A 12993-nucleotide genomic window follows, 5' to 3' on the forward strand; every position below is an offset into this window, starting at 1 on the left:
CAGACAAATCCATCAATAACAGCGCAAAGCAATATCAACAGGAGAAACCCGATCATGACACCCGTTAGCCGAGTGCTGGTGGTCAGCGACGACGCCAAATGGCAGGCCGATGTGCTGGCCGGACTGGGCGCCGCCGCGGTCCGGCTGGAAAACCCCTACGGCCTGACTTTCGTCGGCGTCGCGCGCAGTCAGGACGCGTTGGATCAGATCGCCCGAGACGGCGACGTCCAGGTGGTGCTGGTGGACAAGCAGTTGCAGGAGAAGGGCGTCAGTCAGGCGGCGGCGCAGCTGGCCAACCGCATCAGCGCCTTCCGTCCGGAAATTTCGCTGTATGTCTTATTGTTCGACGACGACGAGCGCGCGCTGGTGGAAGACCTGGCCAGCCACGCGGTGGACGGCTATTTCTACCGCGACGAGCTGGATTTCCACGGCTGGTTCCGCATTCTGTCGGCGGAGCTGGCGGAAAAGTCCGCGACGCCGTTCTACGACAAGCTCAAGCAATACGTGCGCATGGCCAAGGACTCCTGGCACACGCCGGGCCATTCCGGCGGCGATTCCTTGAAAGGCAGCCCCTGGGTCGGGGATTTTCACGACTTCGTCGGCGAGAGCATGCTGCGCGCCGACCTGTCGGTGTCGGTGCCGATGCTGGATTCGCTGCTGCACCCCACCGGGGTGATAGAGGAGGCGCAGATGCTGGCGGCCAAGGCCTTCGGCGCCAAGCGCACCTACTTCGCCACCAACGGCACCTCCACCTCCAACAAGGTGATCTTCCAGACCTTGCTGGCACCCGGCGACAAGCTGCTGCTGGACCGCAATTGTCACAAATCGGTGCATCACGGCGTGATTCTGTCCGGCGCGCTGCCGGTGTATCTGGATTCCTCGATCAACAAGCAGTTCGGCATTTTCGGGCCGGTGCCCAAGGAAACCATCTTCGCCGCGATCGACGCCAACCCCGACGCGCGGGTGCTGATCCTGACCTCCTGCACCTACGACGGGCTGCGCTACGATCTGAAGCCCATCATCGAGGCCGCGCACGAGCAGGGCATCAAGGTCATCGTCGACGAGGCCTGGTACGGCTTCGCCCGTTTCCACCCGGCGTTCCGGCCGACGGCATTGGAGTCCGGCGCCGACTATGTGACCCAGAGCACGCACAAGGTGCTGTCGGCGTTCTCCCAGGCCAGCATGATTCACGTCAACGACCCCGGCTTCGACGCGCATCTGTTCCGCGAGAACTTCAATATGCACGCGTCGACCAGCCCGCAGTACAACCTGATCGCCAGCCTGGACGTGGCGCGCAAACAGGCGGTGATGGAGGGCTACCGGCTGCTGGACCGCACGCTGAAGCTGGCGCAGGAGTTGCGCGACAAGATCAACTCCACCGGCGCTTTCCGGGTGCTGGAACTGTCGGACCTATTGCCGGAGGAGGTGCGCGAAGACGGCATCCAGCTGGACCCGACCAAGCTGACCGTGGACATCACCCAGTCCGGCTTCACCGCGGACGAATTGCAGCAGGCGCTGTTCGAGCGCTACAACATCCAGGTGGAGAAATCCACGTTCAGCACCATCACCCTGCTGCTGACCCTGGGCACCACCCGCAGCAAGGTGTCGCGGCTGTATGACGCCATGCTGCGTTTGGCCAAGGAAAAGCGTCCGCCGCGACCGCTGGGAAGGATGCCGGAGATTCCGCGTTTCTCCCGTCTGGCCAGCTTGCCGCGCGACGCTTTTTACGAGGCCGGCGAGCGCTTGCCGCTGCTGGACGACGATGGCCGCCCCAACGCGGCCCTGGTCGGACGGGTCTGCTGCGACCAGATCGTGCCGTATCCGCCCGGCATTCCGGTGCTGGTGCCCGGCCAGGTGATAGACGACACCATTCTCGCGTATTTGGCGCGGCTGCAAAAAACCCAGAAATCCATAGAAATGCATGGATTGGCCGAGGATGGCGGCGAGTTTTTGCTGCGAGTGCTCAAAGAAGGGGAGCTGGCGCAACTGCCTGGACGCGCCTTGTTCAAATGAATGCTTGTCAGACAGGCTGATTTCCGATAAATATAAGTCTTGTCGCAATTATGTAAATCATGCGCTTTGCGTAGGCATGCTTGCGACGCCTGTGAATGACTTGAGACCAGCGTGTAGTAATGTGCCATCGCGCATGAAGGACACTGAAACGGTGTCGAACGCGCGGTGGCTTTTTTTTTGAAATGGAGCACCATGACGTCCCCTAGGCATTACTTGCAATTCAGCGACCTGACCCACGAGGAATACCGCCATCTCTTCGAGCGCAGCAAGGTCCTGAAACGACGACGTAGCGACGGCCAGCTGTACCAGCCGCTCGTCGGCAAGGTGATGTCCATGGTGTTCGAGAAGAATTCCACCCGCACCCGCGTTTCTTTCGAAGCGGGCATGGCGCAACTGGGCGGCCACGCGATGTTCCTGGACTCGCAAAGCTCGCAGATGGGCCGCGGCGAGCCCATCGAGGACACCGCCCGCGTGCTGTCCCGGATGAGCGACATCATCATGATCCGCACCTATGAGCAGGCGCTGGTGCAGCGGCTGGCCGCGCATTCCAAGGTGCCGGTGATCAACGGCCTGACCAACGAATACCACCCGTGCCAGATTCTGGCGGACATCTTCACCTATATCGAGCAGCGCGGCTCGATCAAGGGCAAGACCGTGGCCTGGATAGGCGACGGCAACAATGTCTGCCGCACCTGGCTGCAGGCGGCTCGCATCCTGGGCTTCAAGCTCAAGGTGGCGACGCCGGTGGGCTTCGAGCTCAAGGCCTTGGACGGCCAGCATTACGGCCCCGAGCACTTCGAACCCAGCCACAGCGCCAGCCATGCGGCGACCGGCGCGGACCTGGTGACCACCGATGTGTTCACCAGCATGGGTTTCGAGGCGGAGAAGGAAGCGCGGCTGGAAGCCTTCCGCGACTACCAAGTGACGCCGGAGCTGATGAAGCTTGCCAAGCCGGACGCCTTGTTCATGCACTGTTTGCCGGCGCACCGGGGCGAGGAAGTGGCCGCCGCGGTGATAGACGGGCCGCAGAGCGTGGTCTGGGACGAGGCGGAAAACCGCATGCACGTGCAGAAGGCGCTGATCGAGTTCCTGCTGCTGGGCCAGCGCTACGACTGAACTGACGACGCGGGCGAGCCCGCCGTTTACGCGATTCGGCAAGGCCGCGCCAGGCGCGGGCCGGATCCGGCAATCAATGGATTTGAAAGAATACAAAATGTCTGACATCAAGAAAGTGGTACTGGCTTATTCCGGCGGTCTGGATACTTCGGTAATTCTCAAGTGGCTGCAGGATACCTACCAATGCGAGGTGGTGACCTTCACCGCCGACATTGGCCAGGGCGAAGAAGTGGAACCGGCGCGCAAGAAGGCGGTGTCGCTGGGCATCAAGCCGGAAAACATCTTCATTGACGATCTGCGCGAGGAATTTGTCCGCGACTTCGTGTTTCCGATGTTCCGCGCCAACGCCGTTTACGAAGGCGAGTACCTGCTGGGCACCTCGATCGCGCGGCCGTTGATCGCCAAGCGCCAGATCGAGATCGCCAATCAGGTGGGCGCCGACGCGGTGTCTCACGGCGCCACCGGCAAGGGCAACGACCAGGTGCGCTTCGAGCTGGGCTATTACGCGCTGAAGCCGGACGTCAAGGTGATCGCGCCGTGGCGCGAATGGGATCTGCTGTCGCGGGAAAAACTGCTGAACTACGCGGAAACCCACGGCATCGACATCAGCAAGAAGAAGAACGGCGGCAGCCCGTATTCGATGGACGCCAATCTGCTGCACATCTCCTATGAAGGCACGGTGCTGGAAGACCCGGCGGCGGAGCCGGAAGAGGATATGTGGTTGTGGACGGTGAGCCCGGAGAACGCGCCGGACCAGGCCGAATACATTGAGCTGAGCTATGAGAAGGGCGACATCACCGCGATCAACGGCGTGGCGATGAGCCCGGCCCAGGTGCTGACCGAGCTGAACCGCCTGGGCGGCAAGCACGGCATCGGCCGGCTGGACATCGTGGAAAACCGCTATGTGGGCATGAAGTCCCGCGGCTGCTACGAAACCCCGGGCGGCTCCATCATGTTGAAGGCGCACCGCGCGATCGAATCCATCACCCTGGACCGCGAAGTGGCCCACCTGAAGGACGAACTGATGCCCAAGTACGCCAAGCTGGTCTACACCGGCTACTGGTGGAGCCCGGAGCGTCTGATGCTGCAAGGCATGATCGACGCCTCCCAGGCCACGGTCAACGGCTGGGTGCGGCTGAAACTGTACAAGGGCAATGTGATCGTGGTGGGCCGCGAATCCAAGACCGACTCGCTGTTCGACCCCGCCATCGCCACCTTCGACGAAGACGGCGGCGCCTACAATCACGCCGACGCGGCCGGTTTCATCCGCCTGAACGCGTTGCGGATGCGGATTGCCGGCAACGCCAAACAGAAACGCGGCTAAAGCGCCGCGTTGGACCCCAAAAGCCCCCGCAGGGGGCTTTTTTTAATGACGCAAAATATGGAAACCAATCATCGATCCAATGCCTGGATCCCCTGGGCCTTCGTGCTGCTGTGGAGCACCGGCTTCATCGGCGCCAAACTAGGCCTGCCTTTCATCGGCCCGTTCACCTTTTTGGCGATACGGATGGGTCTGACCCTGCTGTGCTTCGGCGCGCTGATCGCCTGCTTCCGGCCCGCCTGGCCGGGCCTGGCGGCGGCCAAGCACCAATGGGCTTGCGGCGCGATGCTGCACGGCCTTTATCTGGGCGCCAGCTTCGCCGGCATCAAGCTGGCGGTGCCGGCCGGCATCACCGCGCTGATCGTCGGCCTGCAGCCGATACTGACCGCGATACTGAGCTGGCTGATGGGCGAGCAGCGGCTGAGCCGCATGCAATGGCTGGGCCTGGCGACAGGCTTTGGCGGCGCGCTGCTGGTGGTGCTGGGCGGCAAGGGCTTGCAGTTAGGCGCCAATCCCGGCCTGTGGCTGACCGCGCTGGCCTTGTGCGCGATCACCGCCGGCACCTTGTACCAGAAGCGTTTTGGCCAGGGCGTGCATCCGTTGACCGGCGCCTTCCATCAATACCTGGCGGCCTTTCTGATTACCGGCGCGCTGGCGCTGGGGCTGGAGCGCGGCGAGGCCATCCACTGGAACGCGCAACTGGCGCTGGCCCTGGGCTGGAGCGTGCTGGCGCTGTCGGTGCTCGCCATCCTGCTGCTGATGCGCATGTTGAAAGACGGCGATGTCAGCAAGGTGGCCAGCTATTTCTATCTGACGCCGGGTCTGGCCGCGGTGCAGGCCTGGTGGCTGTTCGACGAGCAATTGAGTCTGCTGGCGGTGGGCGGCATGTTGTTGGCCGCGCTGGGCGTCGCCCTGGTGTTGCAGAGGTTGCGCTGGCGCCGATAGGCGCGCGCGGGCATTGAGCCGGAGGGCGATGGCGAGTATCTTATTACGGCCAGGCGGGGCGCATCGCTAAGACCCCGCCGGTCCGTGATCTGCTGTGGACGCAAAGGATAACAAGTGTCGGAAGAACAATTCACCAATATTTCCATGATCGTGTGCCTGGGCGGCCTGATCATTTTCATGGGCTTCATCATCTGGGACCTGGGCAAGAAGGCTCAGGCCGGCAAGATGGGCATGTTCATCCTGTTCCTGGTACTGGGCTTCGGCGTGTCCGGCTTCCTGTTCAAGAATGTGCTGGTGGAGTTCCTGATCCAGAAATGAAGGCTCGCGAGACAGCGAACGGCCGGCAAGCGCGCTTGCCGGCTTTTTTATCGCCTACGGAAAGCGTGCGACGCCTCTAGTGACCGCGGTCCAGTATCAGCTTCAAGCCCAGCGCGATGAAGACGCTGCCGGCGACGCGGTCCAGCCACTGGCTGGCGCGGCGGCTCTTGGACAGCCATTGGCCGATGGTGCCGGAGAAATAGCCGAGGCAGCCGAAGATCAGCGCGCCTTGCAGCGTGAAGACCAGGCCGAGCGCGGCGATCTGCAGCCCGGCCGGACCCTGGGCCGGGTTGACGAATTGCGGTAGGAAGGCGAGGAAGAACAGCACCACCTTGGGGTTGATCGCATTGGCGATCAGGCCTTTGCGAAAGGTGGCGGCCAGCGGCGCGGCGTCCCGCCCGGCGGCGCCGGCCTGGAAGCTGGCGCCGGGGCTGCGCAGCGCCTGCCAGCCCAGATAGATCAGATAGCCGCCGCCGGCGAACTTCAGCAGCGTGAAGGCCAGCGGGGAGGCGGCGATCAGCGCGCTGACGCCGAGCGCGGCCAGCACCGTGTGGTTCAGGCAGCCCAAGGCGCAGCCCAGGCCGAAGGCCATGCCCTGGCGGCGGCCGCGGGCGATGCCCTGGCTCAGCACCATCAGATTGTCCGGGCCGGGCGACAGGGTGATCAGCATCGCGGCGGCGGCGAAGGCGAGCAATTGTTCCGGGGTGACGAGCATGGGCTTCTCTGGCGGTGGTTCGTGTCCGGATGATTCCGCATTTGCCGCCGGGAGACAAGCGCTTTGTCCGGCCGCGCCGGTCTCCCTTCGCGACGGCGCGTTCAGCCGGCCTCGTCCAGCGCGCTTTCGATTTCGCGGATGTGCGCTTGATGGCCCTGGATGCGCTGGCCGGTGGGCGGTCCCTTGAATTGCTTGCGCACGCCCAGCGCGAACCAGAACAAGGCGAGCACCAGCAGCAGCGCGACGGTCAGGTACAAGACCTTCTCATTCGGCGGCTGGATGCCGACGAAGACCAGCACCGCGCCGCCCAGCGTGGCCAGCGCGGCGATGGGCTTGGACGCCCGGCCCAGATCGAACGGCCCCTTGTGGGTCCAGCTGCGGCCCTCGGCGAACAGGCCGGCGGCGGACGGCAGGATGTAGGAAATGTACAGGAACACCGCGGCGCCGGTGGACAGCACCAGGAAGGCGTCGCCGTACAAGGTGGCGGCGATGGCGAGCGCGGCGCTGACCCAGATCGCCGGGCCCGGAGTGCGGTGTTGCGGATGCACCTGGCGCAGCCAGCGCGAGGCCGGCAGGCCGCCGTCGCGGGCGAAGGCGTACATCATGCGCGAGGTGGAGGTCAGGCAGGCCAGGCCGCACAGATAGTTGACCAGAAAGATGCCTATGCCCAGCGCCGCCTTCAAGGCCGGCGGCAGCGCGCTCAGCAGCAGATCGAAAAAGCCCATGCCGGCCTTGACCCCGGCGCCCAGGTCCGGCAGCACCAGCACGAAGGCGCAGATCATCAGATAGCCGAACACGCCGGACCACAGCACCGAGCGCAAGATGCCCTTGGGCACGTTGCGCGCCGCTTCGCGGGTCTCCTCCGAGGTGTGGGCGGAGGCGTCGTAGCCGGTCAGGGTATAGACGGTGAGCAGCAGGCCGGCCAGGAAGACCATCACCGTGTTGTCCATCCGCGGCCAGGCGCCGCCGTCGGCGCCGCTGTAATTGTGGAAGGTCCACAGCCGGGAGAAATCCAGCGGCCCGGGCGCGTAGATCAGCAGCGACACCACCAAGGCCAGGGTGACGACGAAGATCAGATAGCCGGACAGATCGGTCAGCCGGGTGGTGAGCTTGATGCCCAGGTGGTTGAGCCAGGCCTGGCTCAGCGCCACCACGGCGAGGAACAAGGTCTGCTGGCCCCAGCCCAGCTGTTCCGGGTTCAGGCCCAGCAGCGGCGCGACCAGGGTTTTGAAGAAGGGGTCGTAAACGCCGAAATTGACCGCGGCGGTGACGAAGATCAGTCCCAGCAGATTGATCCAGGCGGTGGTCCAGCCCAGGCCCTTGCCGCCCAGAATGGACGCCCAGTGGTAAAGTCCGCCGGCGGTGGGGTAGGCGGAGGCGATCTGGGCCATGGCCGCGGCGACGATGGCGGCGAACAGCGCGCCCAGTGGCCAGCCTATGCCGATGGCCGCGCCGCCGCCGGCGCTGAGTCCGGCCGGGAAGGCGGTGATGCCGCCGGCCAGCACGCAGATGATGGAAAAGGAGATGGCGAAGTTGGAAAAGCCGCTCATGCGTCGGGACAATTCCTGAGCGTAACCCATGCTGTGCAACAGTTTCTCGTCCTCGCCCACGGGCGCGGACTCATGCCGAACTGGTTCCATGATGTTCCTCTCTCATTGTGCATGTCTGTGGTTTTCCGCCTAGGCGCGCGTACGCGCCGGCGCCCGAACGGCGGCGGAGGCCGGCCGGGCCCTGGCCCGGTGATCCGGGCTTCGTGTCTATTTAGGAAGCGAGGCGCGGCGGCGCTCAGCCGGGCGGCGGCGTTCCGCTCATGGTGACCAGCGCGTCGAACAGCCTTTGCTGGCCGCTGTCGCGCTCGGCGGAGAGCTCGGGGTGCCATTGCACCGCGATCAACTGGGGAAAGTCGGCGATTTCTATCGCCTCGATCACGCCGTCCGGCGCCCAGGCCACCGGCACCACGCCGTGGCCGGGGCGGTCTATCGCCTGGTGGTGCCAGGACTGGGTGAGGACTTCGGTGCCGATCAGGCCCGCCAGGCAGGAATCGGCGGCGACGCGCACCGGGTGCGGCGTCGGCACGCGTGGCGGCGCGCGATGGGGCACGGCTTCGCCCACCACGTCCGGCAGGTGCAGGTGCAGGCTGCCGCCCAGCACGGTGTTGAGGATTTGCAGGCCGCGGCAGATCGCCAGCGTCGGCAGCTTGCGTTGCAGCAGCGCGCGCGCCAGCGCGATTTCGGTGGCGTCGCGCTCCGGGCTGAGGTTGTAAATGGTCGGGTGGCCGTCGCGGTCGAAGCGGGCCGGATCGATGTCGCCGCCGCCGATCAGCACCACGCCGTCCAGCTTGTCCAGCCAGCCGTCCACCATCTCCGGGCCCAGCGCCGGCAATTGCACCGGCGCGCCGCCGGCGCGCACCACCGCCGCCACGTATTCCAGCGGCGTGTGGTAGCCGTGCTCGGGCGTGGCCGGGTAGGTGGTCAGGCCGATCAGCGGGCGCCTCATCACAGCCTGCCTTGCTGCGCGGCGAGGAAGATCGCGCGGTAGTCGTCGGCGGACAGGGGCAAGGGGTTGCCGCCGTCGCTGGGGTCGGCCTTGGCCATGCGGCCGATGTCGGCGGCGGCGTCCGCGCCGATGCCGATCTCCGCCAGGGTGTGCGGAATGCCCAGGCCGGCGCGCAATTGCAGCACCCAGGCCAGAAAACCGTCGAAGCCGGCGTCGGCCAGGCCCAGGTAGCGGGCGGCGGCGCTCAGCCGTTCGGCTATCGCCGGCCGGTTGCGCACCAGCACATAGGGCAGCAGCACGGCGTTGGCCAGGCCGTGGTGAGTGTCGAACACCGCGCCGATGGGATGCGCCAGCGCGTGCACGCCGCCCAGGCCTTTCTGGAAGGCGGTGGCGCCCATGATGGAACAGGACAGCATCTGGGCGCGGGCTTCCAGATTGCCGCCGTCGGCGTGGGCCGCCGGCAGCCAGTCGTGCGCCAGCCGCATGCCTTCCAGCGCCACGCCCTGGGCGATGGGATGATAGAACGGGGAGCAGAAGGCTTCCAGATTGTGCACCAGCGCGTCGACGCCGGTGGCGGCGGTCAGCGCCGGCGGCAGGCCGACGGTCAGTTCCGGGTCCGCCAGCACCAGCTTGGGCAGCATGGCCGGATGGAAGATGATGACCTTGCGATGCGCGGCTTCGTCGATGATCAAGGACGCTCGTCCCACCTCGGAGCCGGTGCCGGCGGTGGTGGGCACCGCCAGCGTGGGCGCGACGCCGGCGGGATCGACGCGCAGCCAGTTGTCGCCCACGTCCTCGAAGTCCCACAGCGGGCGTTTTTGTCCGGACATCAAAGCGATGGCCTTGCCTACGTCCAGTGCGCTGCCGCCGCCGACGGCGACCACCCCGTCGTGGCGGCCATCGCGGAAGGCGGCGACGCCGGCGTCGACGTCGCGGCCCACCGGATTGGGGCGCATATCGCTGAACAAGGCGGTCTCCAGGCCGGCGTCGCTCAGCAAGCTCCGCAGCCGGGCCAGCATCGGCAGCCGGGCCAGGCCGGGGTCGGTGACCAGCAGCGGGCGGCGCATGCCCAGTTCGCGGCACAGCGCCGGCAGTTCGGCGGCGCGGCCGGCGCCGAAGCGGATGCTGGTCGGATAGTTCCAGTTGCCTTGCAGTTGCATCGCCTTACCCCTTGAGATGGAAGGATTTGACCCGGGTCAGCTGCTGATAGCCCAGCGTGGACAAGGACACGCCGCGGCCGGTGTCCTTGACCCCGGTCCAGGCCAGCGCCGGGTCCAGGTAGTCGCAGCGGTTCATGAACACGGTGCCGGTCTCCAGTTGCTGGCCCAGGCGGACGGCGGCGTCGCGGTCCGCGGTCCAGATCGAGGCGGTCAGGCCGTAGGCGCTGTCGTTCATTAGCCGCAGCGCCTCCTCGTCGGAGTCCACGGCCATGATGCCGATGACCGGGCCGAAGCTCTCCTCGCGCATCACGCTCATGGCGTGGTCCACGTCCACCAGCACTTGCGGCGCCAGATAGGCGCTGCCCGGCGCGTCGGCGGCGAAATGGCCGGCCGGAATCAGCGCGCGCGCGCCGGTGGCCAGCGCCGCCTGGATCTGGCCGCGCACGAAGTCTGCGGCGCCGGCGCGCACCATGGGCCCCAGATTGGTATCCGGGTCCAGCGGATGGCCGAAGCGATAGGTCCGGGTCAGCTCGACGAAGCCGTCAACGAAGTCTCGGTAGCGCTGGCGCTGCACATAGATGCGTTCGATGCCGCAGCAGGACTGGCCGGAATTGAAAAAAGCGCCGTCCACCAGGTTTTCTATCGCCGCCGGCAGGTCGGCGTCGGCGCGCACATAGGCCGGGTCCTTGCCGCCCAACTCCAGGCCGACGCCGATGAGGCGCTCGGCGGCCGCCCTTTGCACCGCGCGGCCGCCGCTGACCGAGCCGGTGAAGGCGACGAAGTCGATATCCGGCGTGGCCGTCAGTTTCAAGGTGGCGGCATGGTCCAGTTCCAGGGTCTGGAACACGCCGATGGGCAGGCCGGCGGCGGCGCAGGCCTGGCGGAACAGGTCGGCGATCAGCGGGGTTTGCGAGGAATGCTTGAGCAGCACGCAGTTGCCGGCGGCCAGCGCCGGCGCGATGGTGTTGATGGCGGTGAGGAAGGGGTAGTTCCACGGCGCCAGCACCAGCACCGTGCCCAGCGGTTCGCGGCGCAGCCAGCGCTCGAAGCCGGGCTTGGGCGCGGGGTGGAGGTCGGCCAGCGCCTCCTCGGCGATGTCCAGCATATGGCGCGCGCGCTCGGCCAAGCCGCCGATCTCGCCGGGGGACTGACGGATGGGCCGGCCTATCTGGCGGGTGACGGCGTCGGCGCAGTCGCTCTTGTGGGCGATCAGCCAGTCCACCGCCCGGCCGATCAAGGCCTTGCGTTCGGCCAGCGGCGTGGCGCGCCAGCCGGCCTGGGCGGCGCGGGCGGCGTCCAGCGCGGCCTGGGTCTGGACCGGGCTGGTGTAGCCGCGCTGCAGCAGGGTGGAACCGTCCAGCGGGGTGATGACGGAGTAGTTTTCGCTCATTTAGATGATCTCGAAGTAGCGTTTCAATTCCCAGTCGGTGACATGGCGCTGGAACTCGCGTTCCTCCCATTCGCGGGTGGCGGCGAAGTGATCGACGAAGTCGTCGCCGAACCAGTCGCGGGCGGCGGCGGAGCCGCGCAGCGCCTGAGCGGCCTCCCACAAGGTGCGGTGAAGTTTCAAATGGGGCGGGGCGTCCAGCAGATAGCCGTTGGCGCTGACCGGTTCTTCCGGCTCGATCCGGTGTTCGATGCCGTAGAGGCCGGCGGCCAGGCCGCTGGCCAGCGCCAGATAGGGATTGCTGTCGGCGCCGGGCAGGCGGTATTCGACGCGTTGCGATTTGGCGCTGCCGGGAATCGCGCGGATGGCCACGGTGCGGTTGTCCACGCCCCATAGCGAGCTGGTGGGCGCCCAATAGCCGGGCACCAGCCGGCGGAAGCTGTTGACCGTGGGCGCGGCCAGGCTCATGAATTCCGGCATCAGCCGCTGGATGCCGCCGATGAAGTGGCGCATCGCGTCGCTGATCGCGTGTTCGCGGCCCGGCTGGTGGAAGGCGCTGTCGCCGCCGTCGCGGCGGCGCAGCGAGATATGGATGTGGCCGCCCTGGCCGGATTGCTCCTGGTGCCACTTGGCCATATAGCAGAGCATGCGGCCCTGTTTCTCTGCCAGCACCTTGGAGAAGGTCTTGAAACAGACGGCGTTGTCGGCGGCGCGCAAGGCGTTGTCCACGCACAGCGCGGCTTCCAGCGCGCCGGGTCCGGTTTCCTCGTGCAGGCCTTCGATCGGCATCTGCATCCGCTCGCACAGGTCCAGCAGCGCGCGGTAGAAGTCGGTGTTTACCGAGCTGCGCAGAATGGAGTAGCCGAAGGCGCCGCTGCCCAGCGGCTTGGGGTGCTGGTACAGCCGCTGCTGCAGCGCGTCGTTGTCTTCGTCCACCGCCAGAAACTCGTATTCGAAGCCGGCCAGCACGTCGAAGCCCATGTCGCGCGCGCGCTCCAGCACCCGGCGCAGCAGGCCGCGCGGACAGAGGCTTTCCAGCCGGCCCACCACCTCGCCCTGGACGAAGATCATATCGCCTTCCAGCGGCAGGTCGCGGCAGGATTCGGGAATCAGCCGCACCTCGGCGTCGCCGTAGCCGCGGCCCCAACCGGTGAGCAGGGTGTTGTCGTACAACTTGTCGCCCACGTCCCAGCCGAACACCACGTCGCAGAAGCCGAAGCCGCCTTCCAGGGCGCACAGGAATTTGTCGCGCGACATGTATTTGCCGCACATCACCCCGTCCATGTCCACCAGGCCCACCTTGATCTGACTCAGGCGGCGTTCTTCGATCAAAACCTTCAAATCCGCGATTGTCTTTACGTCGCGTGCTTCCATCGCTGTCTCTCCCTGATTGCCGCGGTCTGACTTCCCCGATACCGGCAGAGCGTTCATCGTCTGGCTTGCAACTGTCTGTTTTGGCGGTGATTTGTCGCTGCCTTGTGGGCTGCTTTTTTGTCGCCGCCATGTTGTTTGGGTAGTATTA

The 12993-nt window shown here is 66.0% G+C and carries 11 protein-coding genes; 5 read left to right on the top strand and 6 right to left on the bottom strand.

Features of this window, described 5'->3' with window-relative positions:
• Positions 1–54: 54 nt before the first annotated feature.
• From QUG03_RS06175 to QUG03_RS06195, 5 genes are all read left to right on the top strand, one after another.
• On the top strand, positions 55–2013 hold the full coding sequence (locus tag QUG03_RS06175) for an aminotransferase class I/II-fold pyridoxal phosphate-dependent enzyme (RefSeq protein WP_107799424.1): 1959 nt from the start codon (positions 55–57) through the stop codon (positions 2011–2013).
• A gap of 192 nt (positions 2014–2205) precedes the next feature.
• On the top strand, positions 2206–3129 hold the full coding sequence (gene argF / locus QUG03_RS06180; protein ID WP_107799423.1) for an ornithine carbamoyltransferase: 924 nt from the start codon (positions 2206–2208) through the stop codon (positions 3127–3129).
• 97 nt (positions 3130–3226) lie between these two features.
• Positions 3227–4453, top strand: a complete 1227-nt coding sequence (locus QUG03_RS06185; protein ID WP_107801798.1) for an argininosuccinate synthase — start codon at positions 3227–3229, stop codon at positions 4451–4453.
• Between the two features lie 57 nt (positions 4454–4510).
• Positions 4511–5395 (top strand): DMT family transporter, encoded by an 885-nt coding sequence (locus QUG03_RS06190; RefSeq protein ID WP_107799422.1) that lies wholly within the window; start codon positions 4511–4513, stop codon positions 5393–5395.
• Between the two features lie 114 nt (positions 5396–5509).
• Complete coding sequence (locus tag QUG03_RS06195) at positions 5510–5713, top strand: DUF2788 domain-containing protein (protein ID WP_019099892.1); 204 nt, start codon at positions 5510–5512, stop codon at positions 5711–5713.
• 76 nt (positions 5714–5789) lie between these two features.
• Here QUG03_RS06195 and QUG03_RS06200 read toward each other — a convergent pair whose 3' ends face one another.
• The 6 genes from QUG03_RS06200 to QUG03_RS06225 form a co-directional block, all read right to left on the bottom strand.
• Positions 5790–6428: a LysE family translocator gene (locus QUG03_RS06200; RefSeq protein WP_500819652.1), complete on the bottom strand. Its 639-nt coding sequence runs from the start codon at positions 6426–6428 to the stop codon at positions 5790–5792.
• Positions 6429–6529: 101 nt separating this feature from the next.
• On the bottom strand, positions 6530–8068 hold the full coding sequence (locus QUG03_RS06205; RefSeq protein ID WP_374420661.1) for an amino acid permease: 1539 nt from the start codon (positions 8066–8068) through the stop codon (positions 6530–6532).
• 145 nt (positions 8069–8213) lie between these two features.
• A complete protein-coding gene (locus tag QUG03_RS06210) occupies positions 8214–8924 on the bottom strand; it encodes a gamma-glutamyl-gamma-aminobutyrate hydrolase family protein (RefSeq protein ID WP_107799420.1) in 711 nt (236 codons plus the stop codon).
• The gene (locus tag QUG03_RS06215) at positions 8924–10084 is read right to left on the bottom strand and encodes an iron-containing alcohol dehydrogenase (protein ID WP_235088965.1); all 1161 of its coding nucleotides are present in this window, start codon (positions 10082–10084) and stop codon (positions 8924–8926) included. The genes QUG03_RS06210 and QUG03_RS06215 overlap by 1 nt, the downstream gene beginning before the upstream one ends.
• Positions 10085–10088: 4 nt before the next feature.
• A complete protein-coding gene (locus QUG03_RS06220) occupies positions 10089–11474 on the bottom strand; it encodes an aldehyde dehydrogenase family protein (protein ID WP_500819653.1) in 1386 nt (461 codons plus the stop codon).
• Entirely contained in the window at positions 11475–12845 is a 1371-nt protein-coding gene (locus QUG03_RS06225; RefSeq protein WP_488906012.1) for a glutamine synthetase family protein, read from the bottom strand.
• Between the last annotated feature and the right edge of the window lie 148 nt (positions 12846–12993).

The sequence above is a fragment of the Chromobacterium sp. CCUG 30098 genome, assembly GCF_059916605.1.